Below are 24,524 nucleotides of genomic sequence, written 5' to 3'. Positions count from 1 at the left end.
CCGCGGCCGGGCTGCCCTCATCACAGACACGGGCGCCCTGGACATTGCAACTGCCTCCGACGGGCGGTTCGGCCCCGACCCGATGAGCGTCTACGAGAACTGGAGTTCCTTCGTCGACTGGGCGGACGCAGAGCCCGCCGGCGACCGGACTCCCTGGGCCGAGTCAGACCTCGGGGTGCCGGTGCCCCGGCCGCCGCAGGTGCTCGCCATCGGTGCGAATTACAAGGATCACGCGGAGGAGGCCGGCATCCCCGCCCCCGACGATCTCATCGTGTTCACGAAGTTCGTCTCCTCCCTGGCGGCCCCCAATGCGACGGTGTCGCTGACCGGCGACGACGTCGACTACGAGACGGAGATCGTCGTCGTGATCGGACGCGGAGGACACCGCATCCCCCGCCAGGATGCGTGGGACCATGTCGCCGGCATCGCCGTCGGCCAGGACTACAGCGACCGCGCCGTCCAACTCCGTCCTCCCGTTCCGCAGTTCTCGCTCGGCAAGTCGTACCCGAACTTCGGCCCCTTCGGGCCGTACGTCGTGACGCCTGACGAGTTCCTCGACCGTGACGCCATCAGCTTCTCGGCCTCGCTCCAGCGAGGGCAGGAGAGGATCGCGCTGCAGACCGGTGACACGGCGCAGATGTTCTTCCCGATCGCGGAGACGGTCCACCGCCTCTCGCAGATCGTCACCCTTCTGCCGGGTGACATTCTGTTCACCGGCACCCCGGCCGGTGTCGGCAAGGCGCGGGGGCTCATGCTGCGCCCCGGCGACCGGCTGACGACTGTCCTGGACGGCTTCGGCTCGTTCACCAACGAGTTCCTCGCCGCGTCATGAGTGACCGTGCCGTTCCCGGGGTAGTCCCGGCGCCCGCACCCGAGATCGCCTGGCAGCCGACCCCCGAGAGCATCGGGTCGGGCCGGCTGTGGGCGTTCAGCGAGTGGCTCCGGGAGCGGCACGGGCTCACCCTTCGTGAGTACCCCGCCCTCTGGGAATGGTCGGTCACGGATCTCGGCACGTTCTGGGACGCCGTGCGCGAGTTCTTCGGCATGGTCGGAGACGGGCTGACAGCCCCCGCGCTTGCGGAGGAGCGGATGCCGGGTGCCGTGTGGTATCCGCATGCAGCGGTCAACTACGCGGAGAACGTCCTCCGGCACGCGACGGAGCGCCCGGACGATACCGCGCTCGTCCACGTCGAGGAGGACTTGACCGTCCAGGAGTGGTCGTGGCGTGAGCTGGCCGGGCGCGTCGGCGCCTTCCAGCAGCGTCTGCGTGCCGCCGACGTGCAGCCGGGCGACCGAGTCGGCGCGACGCTCCCGAACATCCCGGAGACGCTCGTCGCGATGCTCGCGACCGTCGGCCTCGGAGCGATCTGGTCGGTCTCCTCGCCCGACCTCGCGGTCACGGCGACCGTGGACCGGCTGCGACCGTTGACACCGAAGGTGCTCATCGGGGTCCGCGGATACACCTTCAAGGGTGACTGGTTCGACACCTCCGCGGCTCTGGCCGAGATCGGCGAAGCCTTGCCGGGGACCACCGTCCTCGTGGTCGATGACGCCGCCGGCGATCTGGTGGAGCCGACGTTTCATCGCGTGCCCTTCGACGCGCCGCTGTGGGTGCTGTTCTCCTCCGGTACGACCGGCGCCCCCAAGGGGATCGTGCACGGTCACGGGGGCATGATGCTGGAGGCGTACAAGGGGATCGGGCTGCACTACGGCTTGGGCGCGGGTCACCGGTACTTCACGGCGGCCAACACCTCCTGGATGGTGTGGAACACGTTGGGCAACACCCTCCTCACGGGTGCGTCCGTGGTCACCTATGCCGGCGCCCTGACGTGGCCGCGCCTCGATCGGCAGTTCGAGATCGTCGCTGTGTCGAGGGCCACGATGATGTCGACCGGCGCGGCCTACCTCGGTGTGCTCGAGCAGTCCGGGCTGCGCCCCGGCGACGACTGGGATCTCTCGGCGCTGACCGAGATCATGTCCACGGGGTCGGTGCTCGCGCCGTCCACCTGGCGCTGGGTGCTCGACGCGGTCGCACCGGGCGTTCACCTGCACAGCGACTCCGGCGGTACGGATATCTGCAGCGGCTTCATCGGCGGAAACCCTTGGCAGCCGGCCATCGTCGGCGAGTCCCAGGGGCCGACGCTCGGCCATGCGATCGATGTGCGCCGCGAGGACGGCACATCCGCCGGCGTCGGCGAGGTGGGCGAGATGACGATCACCAAGCCCACTCCCTCGATGCCGGTTGCGTTCTGGAACGATCCCGACGGCGCCCTTTACCGCGCCGCCTACTTCGAGCAGGACCCCAGCGTGTGGACACAAGGCGACTGGATCCGCCGTACGGCGCACGGCGGCATCGTCGTCGAGGGCCGAAGCGACGCCACGCTCAACCGCGACGGCGTGCGGCTGGGCTCGGCCGACATATACGCCGCGCTCCAGACCATCCCGGGGCTGCGCGCAGCGGTGGTGCTGGGAGTGGAGCTGCCTGCCGGAGGCTACTGGATGCCGCTGTTCGTGGAGCTCGCCGACGGCGCGGTGATCGACCAGGAACTGGAGGAGCAGATCCGTGCAGGCATCCGTGCCCGCGCCTCGGCGCGCCATGTGCCCGACATCATCGAGGCGGCACCCGCGATTCCGATGACGCACGCCGGCAAGCGGATCGAGATCCCGCTGAAGAAGCTCTTCCTGGGATACCCACCCGAGCGAGCGGTCAACCGCGGCGCCCTGGTCGACCCGGGCGCTCTCGACTGGTTCGTCACCCGGGCCGACGCCTTCATCGAAGACGAAGGGGTCGATCGGAAATGACGGACGTCGACGTCCTCGTCGTCGGGCAGGGGGTCGTGGGGCAGTTCGCCTCCCTGCTGCTGGCGCGTCACGGACATCGGGTGCTGGCGGTCGAGCGACACGCACAGCCCTACGCACTGCCTCGTGCCGTCCACTACGACCCCGACGTGAATCGGATGCTCGCGGGACTCGGCATCGGAGCCGAAGAGCAGGCCACCTTCAGCGAGCCGGCCGCGAGCTATGACTGGTTGAATGCCGACGGACGACTGTTGCTGAGCTTCCCCGCCCCGCTCGATGGGGAGCAGGGCTGGCCGGAATCGACGATGTTCTCCCAGGCCGACCTCGAGGCGTCCCTGCGCCGGCAGCAGGGGAGAACCCCGACGCTCGAGACGCGGTGGGGAACTTCACTCACGGCGATCTCGCAGGACGGTGACCGTGTGACGGCCACGCTGGTCGGCCCCGACGGCACCGCCGAGGTCCGGGCTTCCTATGTGATCGGGTGCGACGGCGCGAACTCGACGGTCCGCGACCTCGTGGGGATCCAGATCCAGGACCTGGACTTCAGCTCGGACTGGCTGGTCATGGACCTGAAGATGCCACCGCGGGTGTGGACCCCGGAGAACGGGCAGATCTGCGATCCGAAGCGTCCGACGTCGTCCGTGTCGGGCGGGCCCGGCCGCCGGCGCTTCGAATTCATGCTCATGCCGGGGGAGGATGCCGCGACCTTCAGCACGGAGGAGAACGCGTGGCGCCTCGTCGAGCCCTGGGGGGTCGACCCCGCCCACGCGGAGCTCGAGCGCCTCGCGATGTACACGTTCCACGCTCACTGCGCGACGACGTGGCACGTGGGTCGGGTGTTCATCGCCGGCGACGCCGCGCACCGGATGCCCCCGTTCTTCGGTCGCGGAATGGTCTCCGGTGCCCGTGATGCGATGAACCTGACCTGGAAGATCGACCTCGTGATGCGGGGGCTGGCCGACGAGCACCTGCTGGACACGTACAGCACCGAGCGGCACGCTCACGTGCAGTACGCATTGGGCATGTCCATAGAGCTCGGCCGGGTCATCTGCGAGACCGACCCGGAGAAGGTCGCGGCGCGCGACGCGCACCTCCTTGCCCGCGGTCCGCTGCCGTGGAACGCCCTGCCGCCGATGCCTCCGGAGATGCTCGGCCCCGGGTTCTTCCCCGGTGGCGAGGCCGGTGCCGACCCCGTGGCGGCGCGCGGCGGACAGCAGCATCCGCTCCTCGGACCCGACGACCGCGTCGCCCTCCTGGATGAGGTGGCCTTCGCCGAGTTCACCATTCTCGTCGACCGCCGTCGGCTGAGTGCCGAGGACGCGGCGGCGATCCGATCGGCCACGCCCGCCGGACTGCCGGCCAAGATCATCGAGGTCGAGCCGGTCGATGCGCAGCGGCCCACCGTGCATTCCGGTGTCGACGTCACCGGGCGCTACGGGGCGTTGTTCGACGCCATCGACCGCGCCGTGATCGTGTACCGCCCGGACTTCCACGGCTACGGCTCGGCCGTGTCGCTCGACGAAGCACTCACGCTGGTCGGCGGGCTGTCCGCCTCAGGATCCCTACAGAAAGGCTGACCATGAACTTCGCCGACGACGACGCGCTGATCGTCTCCATCGCCCGCACGCCGATCGGACGGGCCCGCAGAGGGGGGCTCATCGACGTGCGCGGGGACGAGCTGGCCCGGCAGGTGCTCAGCGCCGTCCTCGACCGAGTGCCCGAAGCGGCGGGCGACGACATCGACGACCTGATGCTCGGCACCGCCGGCCCCGATGGCGAGCAGGGGTTCAACATGGCGCGCGTGGTGGCGACGCTGCTGGGCCGCGACTCGCTGCCGGGCACGACGGTCAACCGTTTCTGCGCCTCGTCCATCCAGACCACGCGGATGGCCTTCCACGCGATCAAGGCGGGTGAGGGCGACGCCTTCCTCGTCGGCGGGACCGAGTCGACGTCTCGCGCTCAGCCTCCGGCTTCCGCCGGCAACCCCGCATTCGACGCGGCAGCCGAGCGCACGCGCCAGGCGATGCTCACAGACGCAGGCTGGCACGATCCTCGGGAGGACGGCCGGATGCCGGATGCGTACATCCAGATGGGGCATACCGCCGAGTACGTCGCGCGGGTGACGGGCGTGACCCGGACCGAGCAGGATGCGTTCGCGCTGCGCTCGCAGCAGCGGGCGGCACAGTCGCAGGCGGACGGCTTCTTCGCCCGCGAGATCGTGCCGGTGGTACGTCCGGACGGCTCGGTCTTCGAGGCCGACGACTCCCTGCGCCGCGGCACCACAGCCGAAGGCCTCGCGGCGCTCGAGCCGATCTTCTCGCCGGCCGGCACGATCACCGCGGGCAACGCCTGCCCGCTCAACGACGGTGCTTCGGGCGCGCTCGTGGTGTCGGGTCGATACGCGAAGGAGAAGGGGATCACCCCCCTGGCGCGTGTCGTCTCCACCGCTGTGACCGGGCTGAGCCCCGAGATCATGGGTCTCGGTCCGGTCGAGTCGTCGCGCCGCGCGCTCGCCCGTGCCGGCCTGCAGACGGGGGACATGGACATCGTCGAGATCAATGAGGCGTTCGCCGTCCAGGTCGTCGCCAGCGCGCGCGAGTTGGGGCTCGACCTCGAGGAGCAGGTGAATCCCTTCGGTGGGTCGATCGCGATCGGCCACCCCTTCGGGGCGACCGGCGTCCGGCTGATCGGCACGTTGCTCAACGGCCTGCGCACGCGCGACCAGACCCTCGGCATGGCAACGCTCTGCGTCGGCGGTGGCCAGGGCATGGCCGTGGTCCTCGAGCGACTGTCCTGAGGAGTGCCCCCACTCCACGGCCGACGAAACTCCCATTGTTGAGGAAGTCAATAATTTGAGGGATCCAGGTTCGGACCTTTAGCATTCAGTCATGTCCTCCGCCTCGCCGTCGCCGTCCGAGCTGCGATCATCCGCCGGCTCAGAGCGACTGTGGGCCACCGCAGCGGGGGGCGACACCGCATTCCTGCTGGCGCGCGCGAACGCCCGTTCCGTGGCCAGTGCCAATCGCGCGCTGGCCGAGTACGAGTTGAAGGTGCGCTCCTACTCGGTGCTCTCGCTGGTCGCCGACGATGCGCGGCCGACCCAGCGCGAGCTGTCGGAGTTCCTGCGGCTGGATCCGAGCCAGATCGTGGCGCTCGTGGACGATCTTGAGTCGCGTGGGCTCGCACGCCGCGAGCCCGACCCGAACGACCGGCGGGCGAACGTCGTGGTGGCAACGCCGGCGGGCCGGGAACTGCACCGTCGCGCCCGCGCTGCCGTCGAGGCGGCGGAGGTCGATACGTTCGGCACCCTCGCCCCGGACGACCGCGAGCGGCTGACGGCGCTGCTGCGCAGTCTCGCCGTCGACCCCGTCACCGTTTAGGCGGCCGGGGCGCCGTCACTGCCGGCCGGCGAGGACGTAGCGGTCGCGTCCGGCGAAGATCCCGGTGATGCTCTGCGCCGCCAGCACCACCAGCAGCAGAGCGAGGGATGCCAGCCACGCCCCGGTAGCGTCGTGCAGCCAGCCGAACACCACCGGGCCCATGGCCGCGATCACGTAGCCCACTGACTGTGCCATGCCCGACAGTGCCGCCGCGGTGTCATGGTCGCGGGCGCGCTGCGCCATCAAGGTCAGCGTCATACCGAGGGATGCGCCAGAGGACAGCCCGAGCATGGGTGCCCACAGCAGCACGAGGTCAGGTGCGACCATGAGGCCCACCACCCCGACGACCGCCAGCGAGGGGACGAGGGCCGGGATGCGGGTGCGCGCGCGCCCGCGCAGCAACAGCGGCAGGATCAGTGAACCTGCGATCGAGAAGAGCTGGTAGAGCATGACGTCCAGGCCCGCGACGATCGCGGAGCGGCCGATCGAGACGGACAGCGGCGCAAGCCACGTCACGATCATGTAGAACACGGATGCCTGCAGGCCCATGTAGAGGGCGACGAGCCAGGCCGTCCGGTCGCGCCAGATGCCGGTCGGCACGCGCCGGCGTCCCCGGCCGGGCGCCGGGCCACGACCTTGGTCCGGCACCGGCACGTCGGCGGGCCCGCGCGTCGCCCACGCCCACGCGACGATCGCGAACGGCAGCAGGGCGCCGCCGGTCACGAGCAGCGAGAACTGCCAGCCGGCCGGATCCTGTGGCCAGGGAGCCTCGGAGATCGGCACGGCGAGCCCGGAAGCGACGGCCCCGAATCCGCCGAGCAGCGCGGAGTACACCGCCGTCATCGACGCGACGTTGCCGGGGAAGTCGCGCTTGACGACAGCCGGCATCAGCACGTTGACGATCGCCAGTGCGATACCGATCAGCGCGGCGCCGATCCACAGGCTCGCCACCGGTCCGGGTACGGAGCGGACGACGGTGCCGACGGCCAGGAGCAGGAGCGACCACAGCATGACGCGGGACATCCCGAACCTGCGGGTGAGGTCGTGCGCGAGCGGGGAGAAGATCGCCCAGGCGACCAGCGGCACCGAGGCGATGAGGCCCAGCGCGCCCGGCGCCATGCCGGTGCCCTCGCCGATCTGCTCCAGCAGCGGGCCGACTGCGGTGATCGTGGGCCGCATGTTCGCCGCGACCAGGCACACCGCCACGATGAGCGCGACGGACGCGGTGCGTCGCGTGGCCACGGCATCGGGGGTCATCAGTACGGGACTATACCCGCCGGTGTGGTTTGCGTGCCGGCATCCGACCGACTCGCGTCAGAACACGATCGTGTGGTTGCCGTGGCGGATGACGCGGTCCTGCGCGTGCCACAGCACGGCGCGGGACAGCACCTGACGCTCGACATCGGCGCCGCGTCGGGCGAGTTCGGCCGCGGAATCGGCGTGGGTCACGCGCACGGTGTCCTGCTCGATGATCGGACCCTCGTCGAGGTCGGTTGTGACGTAGTGGCTCGTCGCACCGATCAGCTTGACCCCGCGCTGCTTGGCCTTCTTATAGGGCTCCGCGCCGATGAAGGCGGGCAGGAATGAGTGGTGGATGTTGATCACCGGCACCCCGAGCTTGTCGAGGAAGTCCGACGAGAGGATCTGCATGTAGCGCGCCAGCACGACGAAGTCGACGTTGCCGACCAGCAGCTCGAGCATCTTCGCTTCGGATTCGGACTTGTCCGGCCCCGGGTTCGACGGTACGTGGAAGAACGGCACCCCGAAGGAGCGGACGTCCTCCGCGGCGGTGGTGTGGTTGGAGATGACCATCGGCACCGTCACCGGGAGGTCGCCCCGGCGGTGGCGCCACAGCAGGTCGAGCAGGCAGTGGTCCTGCTTGGACGCGAGGATCGCCATGCGCTTGGGCACCGACTGATCGGTGAGCGACCACTGCAATTCGAACTCGTCGAGCACGCCGGCGATCTCCGCCTCGATCTGCGGGCGGTCGGCCGCGAAGTCGGGGCGGTGGAACACAACCCGCTGGAAGTACGCGCCACCGATCGGGTCGTCGGAGTACTGGTCGAACGCGACGATGTTGCCACCGATGCGGGTGATCATCGCCGAGACCGCCGCGACGATGCCGGGCTGGTCCTTACCGTGCACGATGAGGCACGCGTGGGCGGGGAGAAGGTGCGGTGTGTGCACGGCCATCCTTCGATTCTGCCGTGCCGCGGTGGATGCCGCCGACACCCGGCATCCGCTCCCCTGTCGCAGGTGGCCGCCGCCGGCCCATACGCGACAGGGGAGCGCGTGGATGCCGCGGGTCAGACCCGCGCGGCGGCGCGGCGGGCGCCCTCGCCGAGGGACGCGAGCTTGGCCCACGCGATGTCCGCGTGTACCCGGCCGCCCAGGCCGCAGTCGGTCGAGGCGATCACGCGGTCGGCACCCACGATGCCGGCGAACCGGGCGATCCGCTGCGCGACGAGGTCGGGGTGCTCCACGACGTTCGTCGCGTGGCTCACGACACCGGGCACGAGCACCAGGTCGTCGGGCAGCGCCTGCTCGCCCCACACCGTGTACTCGTGCTCGTGGCGGACGTTGCCGGCCTCGAACGAGATCGACCCGACGTTGGCCCCCAGCACGACCGGCAGGATGTGCCGCAGCTCGACGTCGGTCGTGTGAGGCCCGTGCCACGAGCCCCAGCACAGGTGCAGGCGCACCTGCTCCTTGGGGAGCCCCGCGATGGCGTGGTTGATCGCGTCGACCCGGATCTTCGTGAACGCCTGGTAGTCGGCGATCGACGGCTCCGGGCTGATCTGGTCGAAGTTCTCCGCCAGTGACGGGTCGTCCAGCTGCACGATGAGCCCGGCATCCACGATCGCGCGGTACTCCTCGCGCAGCGCGTCCGCCCACGCCCAGATGTGCTCCTCCTCGGTGGCGTAGTAGTCGTTGCGCACGCGGGCGGCCGACCCCGGCGCGATCGCGGTGAGGAAGCCCTGCTCGCCCTCGCGCAGCGACGCCTTGAGGTGCCGGATGTCGGATGCCACGGCCGCCTGGCCGCGGTACGTGATCGGCCCCGTCGTGGTCGGGAACCCGGTGGCGTTGCGCCCCACCTCGACGACCTCGGCGTACACCGCAGGGAACAGCTGCCGGTCACGGCGGTCCAGGAACGAGGTGAGCTTGATGTCGCCGGGCTCGGAGCGCACCGGCGGCTCGTTGAACGCGTTGACCTCGGTCAGCGACAGCCCGGCGGCGCGCTGGAACGAGTACGACCACCACGCCCCGTAATCGACGGCGTTCGACATCGCCTTGCCGAACTCACCGTCGCCGACCAGCGTGATGCCGGCGTCGCGCTGACGCTCGACGACGTCGGCCACCGCCTGCGCCGTGAGCTGCTCGAACTCCGGCGTCGACTGCAGCGTGAAGCCGTCGTCGGCGAAGGTGCGGGCACCGTTCGCGTCGATGAGAGCCTGCGTGCGGGGCAGGCTGCCGGCGGTGGTGGTCTGGATCTCGGTCATGAACTGCTGCGCTTTCGTTCGGGGGGCGCCGCGAGCTTATCGGCGGCTCCGGCGGCGGCCCGAAGCGGCCGTCATGTACCGTCACGCAGCGGCGCAGCCCACCCGCGGCGCCGCTCGCCTGCCGCGAAGCGTGGCTTCGCGGGTGCCGAAGCGACATCGCAGGACAGGGGAGCCGAGTGGGCCGGCGCCGCGCGCCGCCCCGACCTCACCGCTCCAGCGGCCACCCGGTGTACGCCTCCGCGAGATACGTGCGACCCGCCTCGGATTCGACCACCGACCGCAGCTCGCCGACCTGCCGCAGCCGGTCGAAGTCGGTGGCATCCGGCGCGACGTGCAGCATGTTCGTCATCCACCACGAGAAGTGCTGCGCCTTCCAGATGCGCCGCAGCGCCCGCTCGGCGAACGAGTCGATCAGCCCCGCGTCGCGGTCGACCAGCAGGGCGCGCAGCGCATCGGCGAGCAGCACGACGTCGGCAACGGCGAGGTTCATCCCCTTCGCTCCGGTGGGCGGCACGGTGTGCGCGGCGTCGCCCACGAGCGCGGCCCGGCCGTGGCGCACCTCGTGCGCGACGAAGCTGCGGAACCTCAGCACATCCCGCTGGAAGATCGGGCCCTCGACGAGCGTCGTGCCCGGCACCCGATCCTGCAGGGTCTGCCAGATCTGCTCCTGCGTGAGCGCCTCGGGATCGGCCTCCGGGTCGCACTGGAAGTACATGCGCTGCACCGTGGGGCTGCGTTGGCTGATCAGCGCGAAACCGTGGTCGGAGTTGGAGTAGATCAGCTCCTCGGCACTCGGCGGCGCTTCGCACAGGATGCCGAACCACGCGAACGGGTATTCGCGGAAGTACCCGCCGGTCGCCGACCCCGTCACGGCGGCGCGCACGACGCTGCGCGAGCCGTCGGCGCCCACCACGAAGTCCGCGTCGATCTCGATCCCGCCGCCTTCGGCATCCGTCGCGATCACCCGCGGCCGGTCGGTGTCGACGTCGTCGACGCGCGTCGCGGTCACCCCGAACCGCAGATCCTGCCCCGCGGCCAGGCGCAGCGCCAGCAGGTCCTTCAGCGCCTCGTGCTGCGGGTACAGCCAGACACCGCGCCCCACGAGGGCCGCGAAGTCGATGCGGTGCCCCTCACCCTGGAACCGCAGCTCGATCCCGTCGTGCCGCCGGCCCACCGTGTCCACGCGGGTGCCAGGGTCGATGCGCCGCAGCAGCTCCACCGTCCCCTGCTCCAGGATGCCGGCGCGCACCGTCGTCTCGATCTCTTCGCGGGAACGCTGGTCGATGACGACGGAGTCGATCCCCGCGTCGGCGAGCAGCTGGGACAGCACGAGGCCGGCGGGACCGGCCCCGACGATGGCGACACGCGTACGCGTGATGGTGGTCATGGCGGCTCCTTCGACGGCTGACAGGCCCCATCGTCGCCCCGCGCCGCGCGAACGCCGCACGAACTCCCGTTCAACGGGAGTCGTTTCCCTATCGGCGGTAGCCGAGTGAGCGCTCGATGTCCCGTGCCGCGCGTTGCAGTTCCACGACCGCGAACTCCGACTCCGCTCCCCGCGGCACGACGACCGAGAGGGCAGCGACGACGTTGCCGGTCTCATCCAGAATCGGCACGGCGATGCCGGTGGAGACCTCCTCGATGTATCCGGGCGCGATCGCGTGCCCCAGCGTGCGCACCTCCGCGAGCTTGCGGCGCACGGCGGCCGGATCCGACAGCGTCGCCGATGTCAGGGGCCGCAACGCACCGCCGAGCACCCGTTCCTGCAGCGCGGGCCCGCCGAACGCCAGCAGGACGAGGCCCGAGCTGGATGCGTGAAGCGGCAGCCGACCTGCGACGCGTGTGATGTTGGCGCCGGAATCGGGGCCGCTGAGGCGCTCGAGGAACAGCGCCTCGTCCTGCTCGAGGATCGCCAGCTGCGTGTGCTCGCGCACCCGCGACTGCACCCGCTCCATGAAGGGCAGCGCCGCCTGGCGCAGCCGCAGCGCCGACGAAGAACGGGTGGCCAGCTCCCACAGGCGCATCCCGATGCGCACGCGCCGATTCTCGTCGCGCTCGAGCAGCCCGGCGTCGGCCAGTTCGCCCACGAGTCGATGTGCTGTCGAGCTCGGCAGCCCCGCCCGCCGCCCGATCTCCGCTGTCGTCTGCACGGTGCGCGTGGGCGTGAAGGTCTCGAGGACGCGGACCAGCCGGTCGATGCCGGATTCGCCGGACGGGGAGTTCGCCATGGCCAGAGTGTGGCACACCCGGCAAGGGCGATTTTCATTCAGTGGGACACCACTCCCCAGGCACGCTTACTCGCGCGACGATAGGACGAGCTGACCCAAGGCGTCGAAGGAGACCCATGACCGACACCACAGCCGCCGCGCCCGAGACGCTGCTCGCCTCGCCCGATCAGTTGTCGCAGGCCGAGATCACGCAGGAGATCAGGGACCGGCACGCAGAGTACGCCGCGCGCGAGGCGTCAGGCGAGCGCCTGCCCGCCACGATGCACGACTTCCCGCCCTACCGTTCCAGCATCCTGCGGCATCCGACGAAGAACCCGAAGCTCGTCGACCCCGAGACGATCGAACTGGTCTCGCCCGCATTCGGCCAGCGTGACGTCGCCGCGATCGAGTCCGACCTGACGCTGCAGCACGCGGGTGAGCCGCTGGGAGAGCGGATGACGGTGCGTGGCACGCTGCGCGACTCGTGGGGGCGCCCGATCCGCAACCAGTTGATCGAGATCTGGCAGGCCAACTCCGCCGGCCGGTACATCCACCAGCGCGACCAGCACCCCGCGCCCCTGGATCCGAACTTCACCGGCGCGGGACGCACGATCACGAATGACGCCGGCGAGTACCTGTTCACCACGATCAAGCCCGGGCCCTATCCGTGGAAGAACCACGTCAACGCGTGGCGGCCCGCCCACATCCACTTCTCGATCTTCGGGTCGTCGTTCACGCACCGGCTCGTGACGCAGATGTACTTCCCCGGTGACCCGCTGTTCGCCCTCGATCCGATCTACAACACGATCTGGCGACAGAGCGACCGCGACCGCCTCGTCGGCGTCTACGACCACGACCTCACCTCGCCGGAGTGGTCCACCGGCTACCGCTTCGACATCGTCGTCGACGGTTCGGATGCCACCTGGTTCGAGCCTGAGGAGCACGACGCATGACCGTCCCCGAGCGCACCCACGTCCCCAGCCCCGGTCAGACCGTCGGCCCGTTCTTCGCCTACGGCGTCGAGTACGCCAAGATGCACGAGGTCGCGTTCCCGCATTCGCCCGGGGCGATCCTGCTCAGCGGCACCGTGTCCGACGGGGAGGGCAACCCGATCCCCGACGCGTTCGTGGAGATCTGGGGCGCCGACCAGGACGGCACGCTCCCGGACGCCCGAGGTGCGTTCCGCCGCGACGACCACACGTTCACCGGGTTCGGGCGCGCCTTCACGAACGACGAGGGCCACTACGAGTTCTGGACGCGCAACCCGGGCGCCGCAGCGGGCAAGGCGCCGTTCTTCGCCGCGATCGTCTACGCCCGGGGCCTGCCCGACAAGCTGCACACCCGCATCTACCTCCCCGACGACCAGGCGGCGCTGGATGCCGACCCGCTGCTGTCCTCGCTCGATCAGGACGAGCGCGCTACGCTCATCGCGTCGCGCACCCCCGACGGCAACCTTCGCCACGACATCCGGCTGCAGGGGGAGAAGGAGACCGTCTTCCTTGTCTTCTGATGCACGCCTCCCCGTCGATGTCGGGCTGCTCTCGCCGGTGACTGCACGGTACGACCAGGACACGACGGATGCCGCGGTGCTCGCCGCGCTCGTCGCCGCCGAGATCGCCCTGACCCGCGCCTGGGCGCAGGTGGGCGTCGCATCGGAGGAGACCGCCGATGCCGTCGCCGCCGCGCTCGGCGGGCGCGACCGGGATGCCGCCGGCGACCTGCCGGACGTGTCGTGGCTGTCCGCCGCGGAACTGGCCGCCGCCGCCCGTGCCGGCGGCAACCCGGTGATCCCCCTCGTCGGCGCGCTGAAGGACCGCGCCCCGGCCGACGGGCGCGAATGGGTGCACCGGGGAGCGACGAGCCAGGACATCCTCGACTCCGCGCTCATGCTCACCGCGCGTCGCGCCGGCGCGCTGATCGTCGCCGACCTCGCCGCGCTCGAGATCCTGCTGGCATCCTTCGCCGCCACCCATCGCGACGAGGTCGCCGCCGCGCGCACCCTCGGCCAGCATGCGGTGCCGACGACGGTCGGGCTGCGTGCGGCGAACTGGCTGCGCGGCATCGCGCGTGCCCGGTCGCGGCTGACGGGCGTCCTGGCCGAGCTGCCGGCGCAGCTGGGCGGCGCCGGTGGCACCCTCGCCTCGTTCCTCCAGATCGGCGGTGCGGATGCCGCGGCAGGACTGCCCGCGGCGTTCGCCACCGAGCTGGGCCTGGCGGCACCCGACGCGCCGTGGCACACCACCCGGTGGCCGGTCACCGAGCTCGGCGACGCGCTGACACAGGTCACCGACGCACTGGGCGTCATCGCCGCCGACGTCGTGACCGGCAGCCGCACCGAGATCGGCGAACTCGCCGAGGGATCAGGCGGCGGATCCAGTGCGATGCCGCAGAAGCGCAACCCCGCCGCTGCCGTGCTGGTGCGCTCCGCGGCACTGCGGGCGCCGCACCTGTCCGCCACGCTCCACACCGCCGCCGCGCTCGCCGTCGACGAGCGCCCGGACGGTGCGTGGCATGCCGAATGGCCTACCCTGCGGGAGCTGCTGCGGCTCGCCCGCGGCGCCGCCGCGACCGCCGTCGACCTCGTCGGGGGCTTGCGGGTCGACTCCGCCGCCGTCGCGCGCAACCTCGCGGTCACCGATGGTCTCATCGTCGCCGAGCGGGTGGCCCTGGTGCTCACCCCGGTGATCGGGAAGGCTGCCGCCGCCGAGCTGCTCACCCGCGCCGTGGCCGGCGAGGCGCTCACCGCCCTCGTGACGGCAGCCACCGCGGGCAGCGACCTCGACGTGACCCACCTGCTCGACCCCGCCGGCTACGTCGGTCTTGCCGGCGCCCTCGTCGACGACGCCATCGCCCGCACGCATCGCGAGGAGCATCCGTGACCCGTCCCGCCGTCGCCCTCACCGCCCCCGTCGGACCCGACGACGCGGCGCTGCTGGTGCTGGGTCCGTCGCTGGGCACCACCGGGATCCTCTGGGAGAAGGTGCTGCCCGCCCTCACCGGCCGCTACCGGGTCGTCACGTGGGACCTGCCGGGCCACGGCCGGTCGGCACCGGCATCCGCCCCCTTCACCGTCGCCGACCTCGCCGATGCCGTCGTGGACGCGGCACGCGAGGTCTCCGCCGGCCCGTTCTGGTACGCCGGGGTCTCCCTGGGGGGTGCGGTCGGGCTGGAACTGCTGCTGCGGCATCCGGATGCCGTGCGCGCGGCTGCCATCATCGCGTCGGGTGCGCAGCTGGGCGACCCGGCCGGCTGGCACGAGCGCGCCGCGAAGGTGCGCGCCGAGAGCACGTCGAGCATCATCATCCCCTCAGCGCAGCGCTGGTTCGCGCCGGATTCGGTCGCCCGCGAGCCGGAGCTGTCGGGGCGGCTGCTGCACGCGCTGCAGAACACCGACGACGACTCCTACGCCCGCTGCTGCGAGGCGCTGGCCGACTACGACGTCCGCGACCGGCTCGATGCGATCACCACCCCGGTGCTGGCGGTGTGGGGCGAACACGACGCCGTCGCACCCGAGGCCAAGGCCCGCGAGATCGCCGACGGGGTGCCGGGCGGCCGCATCGCGCGCATCGCGGATGCCGCGCATCTGCCGCCCGCGGAGCAGCCGGAAGACGTGGCACGCGTGCTGGTGGAATTCTTCGACAGCAAGGGGACGCGATGACCAGACCACAGGGCGAAGGACTGAGCGACCAGGAGCGCTACGACAACGGCATGGCCGTGCGTCGAGCGGTGCTCTCGGACGCCCACGTCGACCGCGCGAACGCCGCGACGACCGAGCTGACCGCCGACTGGCAGGACTTCATCACCCGCGTCGCCTGGGGGGATGTCTGGTCGCGGCCGGGCCTGGACCGCCGATCCCGGTCGGTCGCGGTGCTGTCGTCGCTCATCGCACACGGGCACCACGAGGAACTCGCGATGCACCTGCGCGCGGCGCTGCGCAACGGCCTCACCGTCGACGAGATCCGTGAGGTGATCCTGCAGTCGGCGGTGTACTCCGGCGTCCCCGCCGCCAACACGGCGTTCCGCATCGCGTCCGAGGTCTTCGCCGAGGACCAGTCGTGATCGACAAGACCGTCCCCGATGCCGCGGCGGCCGTCGCCGGCATCCACGACGGTGCGACGGTCATGATCGGCGGATTCGGCCGCGCCGGCCAGCCGGTGGAACTCATCGACGCGCTCATCGCGCAGGGCGCCACCGATCTGACGATCGTCAACAACAACGCCGGCAACGGCGACACCGGACTGGCGGCCCTGCTCGCGGCGAGGCGGGTGCGCAAGATCGTGTGCTCGTTCCCGCGGCAGCACGACTCGTGGGTGTTCGACGAGCTGTACCGGGCCGGTGAGATCGAACTGGACATCGTGCCGCAGGGCAACCTCGCCGAACGCATTCGCGCCGCCGGCGCCGGGGTGGGCGCGTTCTTCTCGCCAACCGGGGTGGGCACGCAGCTGGCCGAAGGCAAGGAGCAGCGCGAGATCGACGGCCGGCACTATGTGCTGGAGTACCCGATCAAGGCCGATTTCGCGCTCATCTCCGCGCTGCAGGGCGACCGCTGGGGGAACCTGGTGTACCGCGAGACGGCGCGCAACTTCGGGCCCATCATGGCCACCGCCGCGACGACGACGATCGCGCAGGTGGACCGGATCGTGCCCCGGGGGGCGCTGGACCCGGAGCGGGTCGTCACCCCCGGGATCTTCGTCGACCGCGTCGTCGCCGTCGGCCCCCGGGCCTGGCTGCAGGACGGGATCTTCGTCGGCGGCGTCGACATCGAGGGGCGCCCGCTGGGCGCACCGGCCACGGCATCACAGGAGAAGGCGCGATGACCGGGATCACACGGGACGAGCTCGCGGCGCGGATCGCCGCCGACATCCCCGAGGGTTCGTACGTCAACCTCGGCATCGGGGCTCCCACCCTGGTGGCCAACTACCTGCCCCGTGACCAGGAGATCATCCTGCACACCGAGAACGGGCTGCTGGGCATGGGCGAGGCGCCGGAGCCCCACCTGATCGACCCCGACCTCATCAACGCCGGCAAGCAGCCGGTCACCGCGCTGCCGGGGGCGGCATACTTCCACCACGCCGACTCGTTCGCGATGATGCGCGGCGGCCACCTGGACGTCTGCGTCCTGGGTGCGTTCCAGGTCTCGCAGTCGGGCGACCTGGCCAACTGGTCCACCGGCGCCCCGGGCGCGATCCCGGCCGTCGGTGGCGCGATGGACCTCGCGATCGGCGCGAAGAGCGTCTACGTCATGACGGATCTGCTCACCAAACAGGGTGAATCCAAGCTCGTGGCATCCTGCACGTATCCGCTCACCGGCGTCGGCTGCGTCACCCGGGTGTACACCGACCACGCCGTCTTCGACGTCACCGCCGACGGGCTCGCGGTGCGGGAGCTGTTCGGCGATGTCACGATCAGCCGACTCGAAGAGCTCACCCGATTGACCATGATGGATGCCACGGAAGGACGACGATGACCGCCTCGTTCATCTACGACGCCGTACGCACCCCGTTCGGCCGCGCCGGCGGTGCGCTGGCCGGGGTGCGACCGGACAACCTGGCCGCCCTCGTCATGAAGGCGACCGTCGAGCGCACCGGGATCGACCCGGCCCGCATCGCCGACGTCATCTTCGGCGACGCCAATCAAGCCGGCGAGGACAACCGCAACGTCGCCCGGTTCGGCGCGCTGCTGGCGGGCTTTCCCACGTCGGTGACCGGTGTCACCGTCAATCGGCTGTGCGCCTCCTCGGTCGAAGCGGTCATCCAGGGGGCGCGGGCGATCGAATCAGGCGACGCCGACATCGTGCTGGCCGGCGGCGTCGAGTCGATGAGCCGGGCGCCGTTCGTCGTGGAGAAGTCGGCCAAGCCGTGGCCGGCGGTGGGCAACCAGACGATGTGGAACACCGCGATCGGGTGGCGCATGGTCAACCGTGCCCTGCCGACGCACTGGACCATCAGCAACGGTGAGTCGGCGGAGAAGATCGCCCGGGAGTGGGGGATCTCCCGGGAGGCGCAGGATGCCTTCGCGGTGCGCTCGCACCGCCTGGCCGCCCAGGCGTGGGCCGCCGGCGTCTACGACCCGGAGATCGTGCAGGTCCCCGGTGCCGAGCTCGCCCGCGACGAGGGGATCCGCCCCGACTCGTCCGTGGCGAAGCTCGCCGGGTTGAAGCCGCTGTTCGCCGCCGACGGCACCGTCACGGCGGGCAACGCGTCACCCGTCAACGACGGCGCTTCCGCGGTGCTGCTGGGGGCGGAGGGGGCGGTGGATGCCGAGCCGCTGGCCCGGATCGTCTCGCGCGCCGCGCACGGTGTGGACCCGGACGACTTTCCCATCGCCCCCATCGAGGCGGCGAACAAGGCGCTCGTGAAGGCCGGGAAGACCTGGGCCGACGTCGATTTCGTCGAGCTCAACGAGGCATTCGCGTCGCAGTCGCTCGCGTGCCTCGCCGGCTGGCCGGACCTCGACCCGGAAAAGCTCAACATCCACGGCGGCGCGCTGGCGATCGGTCACCCGCTGGGCGCCTCCGGAGGCCGCATCATCGGCCACGCCGCGCACGAACTGCGCCGGCGCGGCGGGGGCGTGGCGGTCGCGGCGATCTGCATCGGCGTCGGGCAGGGGCTTGCCGTGGTGCTGGAGCGCTGAGGGTCAGCGCACCCCCTGCATCAGCCGCAGCACCGGCTTGACGAGCAGCAGCAGCACCACGCCGACCCCGATGGCGATGAGCCCGAGGATCGAGAAGTACGGCACCTCGTTTTCGGGGTTGTAGTACTGCGCCAGCTGGCCCGAGATCGCCGTGCCGAGCGCCACGGACAGGAAGAACAGCGCCACCATCTGGGTGTGGAAGCGCTCCGGGGCGAGCTTGGTCGTCACCGACAGGCCGACCGGCGACAGCAGCAGCTCGGCGACGGTGAACACCAGCAGGATGCCGATCATCGCGATGAGCGGAGTCGAACCATCCCCGCCGTTGGCGAACGGCAGGAACAGCAGGAACGCCGCTCCCATGATCATGACGCCGAGGCCGAACTTGACCGGCGTCGACGGCTGGCGGGCGCCGAGCTTGGTCCACAGCCACGCGAAGACGCCGGAGAGGATGATGATGAAGATCGGGTTGATCGACTGCACCCAGGGCACCGGCATCTCGAACCCGAAGATGTCGCGGTCGAGCTTCGTGTCGGCGTAGATGGTGACCACCGTGAACTGCTGCTGGTACAGCGACCAGAACGCCACCGAGGTGATGAACAGCGGCACGAACGCCCACACCCGGCTGCGTTCAGTGCCGGTGATGTGGCGGCTGGAGAGGATGACGACGAAGTAGGCGAGGGTCGCGGCGATCGTGACGTAGATGACGATGCTCGACAGATTGTCGGCGCGGATCACGCCGGTGAGCACCAGCACGAGGATCAGCGCGACCGCGGCCACCGCGATCCCGATGAACATCGGGTAGCGGCTGCGGGGGAGCGGGTTGGGCACGTGGCGGGATTCGTCGGGCAGCGACTTGCGGCCGAACGAGTACTGCAGCAGCCCCAGCGCCATGCCGATGGCTGCCAGCCCGAAGCCCCAGTGGAAGCCGAGGGTCGACTGGAGCAGTCCGGTCAGCAGCGGACCCAGCAGCGCGCCGAGGTTGATGCCGAGGTAGAACAGCGAGAACCCGGCATCCCGTCGGGGGTCATCCTGACGATAGAGGGTTCCCACGACGCTGGTCGCGTTGGCCTTCAGGCCGCCTGAGCCGAGGGCGACGAGCATGAGGCCCACCGTGACACCGGCGAAGCCGGGCAGCAGCGCCAGGGCGATGTGCCCGGCCACGATGATCATCGCACTGTAGAACAGCACCCGTTCGGAGCCGAGAACGCGGTCGGCGATCCATGCGCCGAGGATCGTGGAGAGATAGACGCTGCCGCCGTACGCGCCCACGATCCCGGCGGCGACGGTCTGGTCCATCCCGAGCCCACCGTCGGCGACGGAGTAGTACAGGTACAGCAGCAGGATGCCCTGCATGCCGTAGAAGCTGAAACGCTCCCACATCTCCACGCCGAACACGTGGGCCAGAGCCCACGGCTGGCCGAAGAATCGGGTGTCGTTATCGCCTCGGGAACCTGTCGAGACGGCATCGGCCGGTGGCGTGGGAGGTCCCACGGGTACCTGGGCCGGCTCGTTGGTGCTCATTGCCCAAGGCTAACCCTCACCGGGGCAGAGAGGGATGGGGTTCGTTTGCCGGCCGTTGCGGGATGAAGACGGCCAGCACGAGCGCGACGACCGCCGCGCCGCCGCCGAGCACGAATGCCAGGTCGAACGCGGCCGCCGTCGGAACCTGCACACCGTCCTGGGTGACGGACATGCTCGCGAGCACGGCGCCGATCACGGCGGCCGCCGTGCTGGTGCCCAGCGACCGGAACAGCGCGTTGAGCCCGTTGGAGGCGCCCGTCTCGCTCTGCGGGACGCTGCGCATGATGAGCATGGGCATGGCGGCGTACCCGAACCCGATGCCCACACCCACCAGCAGGTTCGCCACCAGCAGGTGCCAGACCTCGGAGGAGAACAGCAGGGTGAAGCCGTACGCGAGGATGAGGGCGATCGCGCCGGCCACCAGCAGCAGCCGTGGTCCCACCGTGCGGGCCAGCCGCCCGGAGTACGGCGAGAGCACCATCATCACCAGGCCCGCCGGGGCGATCACCAGGCTCGCCGCCAGCAGTGACAGCCCGAACCCGGCGGGGGCGGGCAGCTCCAGCAGTTGCGGGTAGGACACGTTCGACGCGAACAGCGAGAACCCCATCGCGAGCGAGGCGATGTTGGTCAGCAGCACGGGGCGGCGGGCGGCGACGCGCAGGTCCAGCAGCGGCTCGGCGATGCGCAGCTCGAACCAGCCCCACGCCAGTAGTACCGCAAGCCCTCCCAGCCCGCAGATCAGCACGGCAGCAGACGTCCAACCCCACTCGTTGCCGCGGGACACCGCCAGCAGCACGCCGGTCAGGCCCACCGCGAGCCCCGCCGCGCCCACGTAGTCGAACTTGCCGGCGGTGCGCAGCACGCTCACCGGGATGATCCACAGCACGAGACCGAACACCACGACGCCCATGCCTGCGGCCATCCAGAACAGCGCGTGCCAGTCGCTGTACTGCGTGACCAGCGCGCTCAGCGGCATGCCGAGCGCGCCACCCACGCCCATCGTTGCGCTGATCAGCGCGATCGCGGCATCCACCCGGTCTTCGTGCAGCACGTCGCGCAGGATCGAGATCGCCAGCGGCACGACACCGGTGACCGCCCCCTGCAGCGCGCGGCCGATGATGACGCCGATGATGCCGGTGGACAGTGCGGCGATGACCGAGCCGAGCACGAGCACCCCCAGCAGCACGAGCACGATGCGGCGCTTGCCGTACATGTCGCCCAGTCGCCCGGCGATGGGGGTGACCACCGCAGCGGCGAGCAGCGTCGCCGTGACCACCCAGGCGGTGTCGTCGCGGCTCGCACCCAGCAGCTCGGGAAGCTTCGCCTGGATCGGCACGACGAGGGTGAACATGAAGGACGAGGCCAGCCCGGCCAGCGCCAGCACAGCGACGATCAAGCCCTGGCGCGGCATCCGAGTGAGGCGCCTGCGTGCGTTCTCTTCCCGGGTGGCCATCGGTCCAGGCTAGCGTCGCGGGCGCAGAGGCGGCTCGAGTCGTAGGGTGAGGGCATGGCCGACCTCGACGACCTCAGCGCTCCTCCCGGCATCGAAATCCGCCCGCTGGAGACCGTCGACGAGGTGTTCGCTGCGTCGGATGTGCTCGCCGAGGTGTGGGGCGGCGACTGCAGCGGGATGCCCGCGGGACTGTTGCGGGCGCTCGCCCATTCCGGCAATTACGCGGTGGGGCTGTACGACGCAGGTCGCATCATCGGGGCGTCGGTGGCGTTCTTCGCCGCCCCCGCCGAGCGGTCGATGCATTCGCACGTCACCGGGGTGCTCGCGGAGTACCGCGGCCACCGGCTCGGCAGGCTGCTCAAGCAGCATCAGCGCCAGTGGGCCTTCGCGCGCGACGTCGGGCACATCACCTGGACGTTCGATCCGCTGATCGCACGCAACGCCCACTTCAACCTCGTGGTGCTGGGCGCACGGGTGACCGAGTACCTGCCCAACCAGTACGGCCCGATGGACGACGTCATCAACCGCGGCGACGAGAGCGACCGGCTCATGGTGTCCTGGGCACTGGCCGCCCCCGCCGCCACGACCGATCCGGGTGACGTGGTCGCAACGGTCGCGGTGCCGCCCGACATCGAGACGATGCGTCAGGAGTCGCCGGACGAGGCGATGCTGTGGCGCCGCCGGGTGCGGGAGCAGTTCGCCGCACACGCGGCATCCGGCCTCGTCGTCGGCGGATTCGACGACGCCCGCGGGTACCTGTTCGTCCCGGCGTGAGCCCGGCGCGCGCCGCGCCACGTTCTCGGAGAACTGCACGAATTCGGCGAGTTTCGGGCTGTGCGCTCCGAAGAACCGGATTTCTCCGAAACTGTGGTGCAGCGGATGCCGCAACCCGCGGACGCCGGCAAGCTCGCCTTCACCGCCTGAGCCGCCGCCGCTAGCCTGAGCGCATGCCCATCGTCACGCCCGCGGCAGCCGTCGCCTTGGAAGGCCTCGAACTGCGGGTGCTGCGGATGCCGCTCACCTCGCCCTTCACCACCTCGTTCGGCACCGAGTCCGAGCGCGAGGTGATCGTCGTGCGTGCCCTGACCGCCGACGGCGACGGCTGGGGCGAGATCGTGACGCAGGCGTCGCCGCTGTACTCCAGTGAGTACACCCAGGGCGCGTGGGACGTCGCGCTGCGGTGGCTGGGTCCGGCGCTGCTGGATGCCGGCACCCTCGCGCCCGAGCAGGTCGCCGGCATCCTCGAGCCGTTCAAGGGGCACCGCATGGCCAAGGCCGGGCTGGAGCTGGCGGTTCTCGACGCCGCGCTGCGCGCCGAGGGCCGCCCGCTCGGTGCCTACCTCGGCGCCGAGCGCGACCGGGTGCCCAGCGGCGTCTCGGTGGGGATCCAACGCGACCCCGCGGCGCTCGTCGATGCCGTCTCCGAATACCTCGATGCCGGGTACGTGCGCATCAAGATCAAGATCAAACCCGGTCGTGACATCGCCGACACCGCGGCGGTGCGCGACGCGTTCGGCACGATCCCGCTGCAGGTGGACGCGAACTCGGCCTACACCCTCGCCGACATCGACACCCTGATGGAGCTGGACCGGTTCGACCTGCTGCTGATCGAGCAGCCCCTGCAGGAGGACGACCTCGTCGACCACGCGGTGCTCGCCGGGCGCCTGCGCACCCCGCTGTGCCTGGACGAGTCGATCGTCTCGCTGAAGGCGGCGCAGGACGCGCGGGCGCTGGGCGCGGCATCCGTCATCAACATCAAGGCGGGCCGTGTCGGCGGCTACGTCGAGGCCGTCGCGATCCATGACCTGTGCCGAGCGGCGGACATCCCGGTGTGGTGCGGCGGGATGCTCGAAACCGGCATCGGCCGTGCCGCCAACGCGGCGCTCGCCGCCCTCCCCGGGTTCACGCTGCCCGGCGACGTGTCGGCCTCCGACCGCTTCTATCCGCGCGACATCGTCACCGAGCCGATCGTGCTCGACGACGGCCACGTGCGGGTGCCCACCGGTGCCGGCATCGGGATCGACATCGACCCGGTGGCGCTGGAGGACTTCACCGTCGCGCGCGAGACCCTGCGGCGGTAGGCGGGCGCCGTGCGCACAACGTCGCTGTTCCGGGCGCACGGGTGCGGGAAACCGGGCGAATCGGCCGGCGCCACGCGACAAAGGCGACGGTGTGCACGCGCCGCGCTTGCGACCCTCGCCGTCGCGGCGGCGGCGGCACTGGCCGGCTGCGCGCCGGACCCCGCCCCGACCCTCCCCGAGGGCGTGCGAGTGACGCTGCAGCAGCTGCGGTCGGACGTCGCCGACCGCACGGCTCAGGTGCGGGTGGCCAACGGCTCCGACACCGAGCTGCTCATCACCCGCCTCGAGCTGCACGACGACTGGTTCGACGGCCCCGCGGTGCGCGACCGCGACAGCACGATCACCCCGGGGCGCACGGTGGACCTGCGCATCGACCTGCCGCCGTCGGCATGTGAGGGGGAACCGGATGCCGACGCTCGCGAGAGCGTGCTGGTGTTCACGATGCGCGGCGGCACCGAGTACCGCGTGCCGACGGAGGATTCGCTCGGCTTCACCGGGCGCCTGCACGAGCGGGAGTGCCTCGCCCACGACGCCGCGGCGGTTGCGAGCCTGTCGTGGGGCGCGTTCACCCCGTCGGCGGCCGGAGAACCGGCCACCCTGCAACTCGACATCGCACCGGCCGGCGGCGACGGGTCGCTGCGGATCGTCGAGGTGCTCCCCACCAACCTGCTGCGGTTCGCCGACGTGACCGCGCCGCTGCCGCTGGGGCTGGAGGTCGGCGGCCGCGCACAGCCGGCACCCGTCGACGTGCCCCTGGTCCCGTCGCGCTGCGACCCGCACGCCGTGCAGGAGGACAAGCGCGGCACCGTGTTCACCGTCGCGATCGAAACCGATTCGGTCTCCGGCGTGATCGAGCTGCCTGCGACCGCCGACCAGCGGGCGCGGATCCTCAGCTGGGTCGCCGCGTGGTGCGGGTACGGCTGAGCGCTGCGCACGGGGGGAGCGGCGCC

General features: G+C 70.8%; 23 protein-coding genes. 16 read left to right on the top strand and 7 right to left on the bottom strand.

The annotated features are described in order from the left end of the window. Nucleotides 1-82 precede the first annotated feature (82 nt). The 5 genes from NQ151_RS10085 (at nt 83) to NQ151_RS10065 (ending at nt 6,179) form a co-directional block, all read left to right on the top strand. Nucleotides 83-832 (top strand): fumarylacetoacetate hydrolase family protein, encoded by a 750-nt coding sequence (locus NQ151_RS10085; protein WP_257507452.1) that lies wholly within the window; start codon nt 83-85, stop codon nt 830-832. Next, complete coding sequence (locus NQ151_RS10080; RefSeq protein WP_257527996.1) at nt 829-2,802, top strand: acetoacetate--CoA ligase; 1,974 nt, start codon at nt 829-831, stop codon at nt 2,800-2,802. The genes NQ151_RS10085 and NQ151_RS10080 overlap by 4 nt, the downstream gene beginning before the upstream one ends. Beyond that, the gene (locus tag NQ151_RS10075; RefSeq protein ID WP_257527995.1) at nt 2,799-4,376 is read left to right on the top strand and encodes a bifunctional 3-(3-hydroxy-phenyl)propionate/3-hydroxycinnamic acid hydroxylase; all 1,578 of its coding nucleotides are present in this window, start codon (nt 2,799-2,801) and stop codon (nt 4,374-4,376) included. The genes NQ151_RS10080 and NQ151_RS10075 overlap by 4 nt, the downstream gene beginning before the upstream one ends. 2 nt (nt 4,377-4,378) lie before the next feature. Continuing rightward, the gene (locus tag NQ151_RS10070) at nt 4,379-5,596 is read left to right on the top strand and encodes an acetyl-CoA C-acetyltransferase (RefSeq protein WP_257507455.1); all 1,218 of its coding nucleotides are present in this window, start codon (nt 4,379-4,381) and stop codon (nt 5,594-5,596) included. 91 nt (nt 5,597-5,687) lie between these two features. Next, on the top strand, nt 5,688-6,179 hold the full coding sequence (locus NQ151_RS10065; protein WP_257507456.1) for a MarR family winged helix-turn-helix transcriptional regulator: 492 nt from the start codon (nt 5,688-5,690) through the stop codon (nt 6,177-6,179). Nucleotides 6,180-6,194: 15 nt separating this feature from the next. Here the strand turns inward: NQ151_RS10065 and NQ151_RS10060 are convergent, their stop codons facing one another. The 5 genes from NQ151_RS10060 to NQ151_RS10040 all read right to left on the bottom strand — a co-directional run bounded on the left by NQ151_RS10060 (nt 6,195) and on the right by NQ151_RS10040 (nt 11,907). Then, nucleotides 6,195-7,436 (bottom strand): MFS transporter, encoded by a 1,242-nt coding sequence (locus NQ151_RS10060; RefSeq protein WP_257507457.1) that lies wholly within the window; start codon nt 7,434-7,436, stop codon nt 6,195-6,197. A gap of 57 nt (nt 7,437-7,493) precedes the next feature. Beyond that, the gene (gene purU / locus NQ151_RS10055) at nt 7,494-8,372 is read right to left on the bottom strand and encodes a formyltetrahydrofolate deformylase (protein ID WP_257507458.1); all 879 of its coding nucleotides are present in this window, start codon (nt 8,370-8,372) and stop codon (nt 7,494-7,496) included. A 113-nt stretch (nt 8,373-8,485) separates the two neighbouring features. Continuing rightward, nucleotides 8,486-9,679 (bottom strand): cobalamin-independent methionine synthase II family protein, encoded by a 1,194-nt coding sequence (locus NQ151_RS10050; RefSeq protein WP_257507459.1) that lies wholly within the window; start codon nt 9,677-9,679, stop codon nt 8,486-8,488. A 205-nt stretch (nt 9,680-9,884) separates the two neighbouring features. Continuing rightward, on the bottom strand, nt 9,885-11,066 hold the full coding sequence (locus NQ151_RS10045) for a 4-hydroxybenzoate 3-monooxygenase (protein WP_257507460.1): 1,182 nt from the start codon (nt 11,064-11,066) through the stop codon (nt 9,885-9,887). A gap of 88 nt (nt 11,067-11,154) precedes the next feature. After that, complete coding sequence (locus NQ151_RS10040; RefSeq protein WP_257507461.1) at nt 11,155-11,907, bottom strand: IclR family transcriptional regulator; 753 nt, start codon at nt 11,905-11,907, stop codon at nt 11,155-11,157. A gap of 116 nt (nt 11,908-12,023) precedes the next feature. On the opposite strand from NQ151_RS10040, the gene pcaH reads away from it, so the two are divergent. The 8 genes from pcaH to NQ151_RS10000 are packed head-to-tail and all read left to right on the top strand — an operon-like array spanning nt 12,024 to nt 18,519. Then, nucleotides 12,024-12,839 (top strand): protocatechuate 3,4-dioxygenase subunit beta, encoded by an 816-nt coding sequence (pcaH, locus tag NQ151_RS10035; protein ID WP_257507462.1) that lies wholly within the window; start codon nt 12,024-12,026, stop codon nt 12,837-12,839. Continuing rightward, nucleotides 12,836-13,396, top strand: a complete 561-nt coding sequence (gene pcaG, locus NQ151_RS10030) for a protocatechuate 3,4-dioxygenase subunit alpha (protein ID WP_257527994.1) — start codon at nt 12,836-12,838, stop codon at nt 13,394-13,396. The genes pcaH and pcaG overlap by 4 nt, the downstream gene beginning before the upstream one ends. Continuing rightward, complete coding sequence (locus NQ151_RS10025; RefSeq protein ID WP_257527993.1) at nt 13,386-14,765, top strand: lyase family protein; 1,380 nt, start codon at nt 13,386-13,388, stop codon at nt 14,763-14,765. The genes pcaG and NQ151_RS10025 overlap by 11 nt, the downstream gene beginning before the upstream one ends. After that, nucleotides 14,762-15,544: an alpha/beta fold hydrolase gene (locus tag NQ151_RS10020; protein ID WP_257507465.1), complete on the top strand. Its 783-nt coding sequence runs from the start codon at nt 14,762-14,764 to the stop codon at nt 15,542-15,544. Before NQ151_RS10025 ends, NQ151_RS10020 begins: the two co-directional genes overlap by 4 nt. Next, a complete protein-coding gene (gene pcaC, locus NQ151_RS10015; protein ID WP_257507466.1) occupies nt 15,541-15,945 on the top strand; it encodes a 4-carboxymuconolactone decarboxylase in 405 nt (134 codons plus the stop codon). Before NQ151_RS10020 ends, pcaC begins: the two co-directional genes overlap by 4 nt. Beyond that, entirely contained in the window at nt 15,942-16,703 is a 762-nt protein-coding gene (locus NQ151_RS10010) for a 3-oxoacid CoA-transferase subunit A (protein WP_257527992.1), read from the top strand. The genes pcaC and NQ151_RS10010 overlap by 4 nt, the downstream gene beginning before the upstream one ends. Next, nucleotides 16,700-17,353, top strand: a complete 654-nt coding sequence (locus NQ151_RS10005; RefSeq protein ID WP_257527991.1) for a 3-oxoacid CoA-transferase subunit B — start codon at nt 16,700-16,702, stop codon at nt 17,351-17,353. Before NQ151_RS10010 ends, NQ151_RS10005 begins: the two co-directional genes overlap by 4 nt. After that, a complete protein-coding gene (locus tag NQ151_RS10000; RefSeq protein WP_257527990.1) occupies nt 17,350-18,519 on the top strand; it encodes a thiolase family protein in 1,170 nt (389 codons plus the stop codon). Before NQ151_RS10005 ends, NQ151_RS10000 begins: the two co-directional genes overlap by 4 nt. Nucleotides 18,520-18,522: 3 nt before the next feature. On the opposite strand, the gene NQ151_RS09995 is transcribed toward NQ151_RS10000, so the two are convergent. After that, the gene (locus NQ151_RS09995; protein ID WP_257507470.1) at nt 18,523-20,040 is read right to left on the bottom strand and encodes a peptide MFS transporter; all 1,518 of its coding nucleotides are present in this window, start codon (nt 20,038-20,040) and stop codon (nt 18,523-18,525) included. 16 nt (nt 20,041-20,056) lie between these two features. Then, nucleotides 20,057-21,451, bottom strand: a complete 1,395-nt coding sequence (locus tag NQ151_RS09990; RefSeq protein ID WP_257528195.1) for an MFS transporter — start codon at nt 21,449-21,451, stop codon at nt 20,057-20,059. A gap of 96 nt (nt 21,452-21,547) precedes the next feature. Between NQ151_RS09990 and NQ151_RS09985 the strand changes: the two genes are divergently transcribed. The 3 genes from NQ151_RS09985 (at nt 21,548) to NQ151_RS09975 (ending at nt 24,498) form a co-directional block, all read left to right on the top strand. After that, entirely contained in the window at nt 21,548-22,267 is a 720-nt protein-coding gene (locus NQ151_RS09985) for a GNAT family N-acetyltransferase (protein ID WP_257527989.1), read from the top strand. Between the two features lie 173 nt (nt 22,268-22,440). After that, complete coding sequence (gene menC / locus NQ151_RS09980) at nt 22,441-23,574, top strand: o-succinylbenzoate synthase (RefSeq protein ID WP_257507473.1); 1,134 nt, start codon at nt 22,441-22,443, stop codon at nt 23,572-23,574. 9 nt (nt 23,575-23,583) lie between these two features. Further along, nucleotides 23,584-24,498 carry a hypothetical protein gene (locus NQ151_RS09975; RefSeq protein ID WP_257527988.1) on the top strand — a complete coding sequence of 305 codons (915 nt, stop codon included), beginning with the start codon at nt 23,584-23,586 and terminating at the stop codon, nt 24,496-24,498. Nucleotides 24,499-24,524 lie beyond the last annotated feature (26 nt).

It is taken from the genome of Microbacterium sp. zg-YB36 (assembly GCF_024623575.2).
GTDB lineage: Bacteria > Actinomycetota > Actinomycetes > Actinomycetales > Microbacteriaceae > Microbacterium.
This window is presented reverse-complemented; position numbering and strand designations above follow the sequence as displayed.

Coding starts and splice junctions, on each gene's coding strand:
- NQ151_RS09995 (WP_257507470.1), bottom strand. CDS start 20,040: ATGAGCACCAACGAGCCGGCCCAGGTACCCGTGGGACCTCCCACGCCA.
- pcaG (WP_257527994.1), top strand. CDS start 12,836: ATGACCGTCCCCGAGCGCACCCACGTCCCCAGCCCCGGTCAGACCGTC.
- NQ151_RS10000 (WP_257527990.1), top strand. CDS start 17,350: ATGACCGCCTCGTTCATCTACGACGCCGTACGCACCCCGTTCGGCCGC.
- purU (WP_257507458.1), bottom strand. CDS start 8,372: ATGGCCGTGCACACACCGCACCTTCTCCCCGCCCACGCGTGCCTCATC.
- NQ151_RS10045 (WP_257507460.1), bottom strand. CDS start 11,066: ATGACCACCATCACGCGTACGCGTGTCGCCATCGTCGGGGCCGGTCCC.
- NQ151_RS09985 (WP_257527989.1), top strand. CDS start 21,548: ATGGCCGACCTCGACGACCTCAGCGCTCCTCCCGGCATCGAAATCCGC.
- NQ151_RS10075 (WP_257527995.1), top strand. CDS start 2,799: ATGACGGACGTCGACGTCCTCGTCGTCGGGCAGGGGGTCGTGGGGCAG.
- NQ151_RS09990 (WP_257528195.1), bottom strand. CDS start 21,451: ATGCCGCGCCAGGGCTTGATCGTCGCTGTGCTGGCGCTGGCCGGGCTG.
- NQ151_RS10050 (WP_257507459.1), bottom strand. CDS start 9,679: ATGACCGAGATCCAGACCACCACCGCCGGCAGCCTGCCCCGCACGCAG.
- NQ151_RS10080 (WP_257527996.1), top strand. CDS start 829: ATGAGTGACCGTGCCGTTCCCGGGGTAGTCCCGGCGCCCGCACCCGAG.
- NQ151_RS10060 (WP_257507457.1), bottom strand. CDS start 7,436: ATGACCCCCGATGCCGTGGCCACGCGACGCACCGCGTCCGTCGCGCTC.
- menC (WP_257507473.1), top strand. CDS start 22,441: ATGCCCATCGTCACGCCCGCGGCAGCCGTCGCCTTGGAAGGCCTCGAA.
- NQ151_RS10065 (WP_257507456.1), top strand. CDS start 5,688: ATGTCCTCCGCCTCGCCGTCGCCGTCCGAGCTGCGATCATCCGCCGGC.
- NQ151_RS10070 (WP_257507455.1), top strand. CDS start 4,379: ATGAACTTCGCCGACGACGACGCGCTGATCGTCTCCATCGCCCGCACG.
- NQ151_RS10005 (WP_257527991.1), top strand. CDS start 16,700: ATGACCGGGATCACACGGGACGAGCTCGCGGCGCGGATCGCCGCCGAC.
- NQ151_RS10040 (WP_257507461.1), bottom strand. CDS start 11,907: ATGGCGAACTCCCCGTCCGGCGAATCCGGCATCGACCGGCTGGTCCGC.
- NQ151_RS10085 (WP_257507452.1), top strand. CDS start 83: ATGAGCGTCTACGAGAACTGGAGTTCCTTCGTCGACTGGGCGGACGCA.
- pcaH (WP_257507462.1), top strand. CDS start 12,024: ATGACCGACACCACAGCCGCCGCGCCCGAGACGCTGCTCGCCTCGCCC.
- pcaC (WP_257507466.1), top strand. CDS start 15,541: ATGACCAGACCACAGGGCGAAGGACTGAGCGACCAGGAGCGCTACGAC.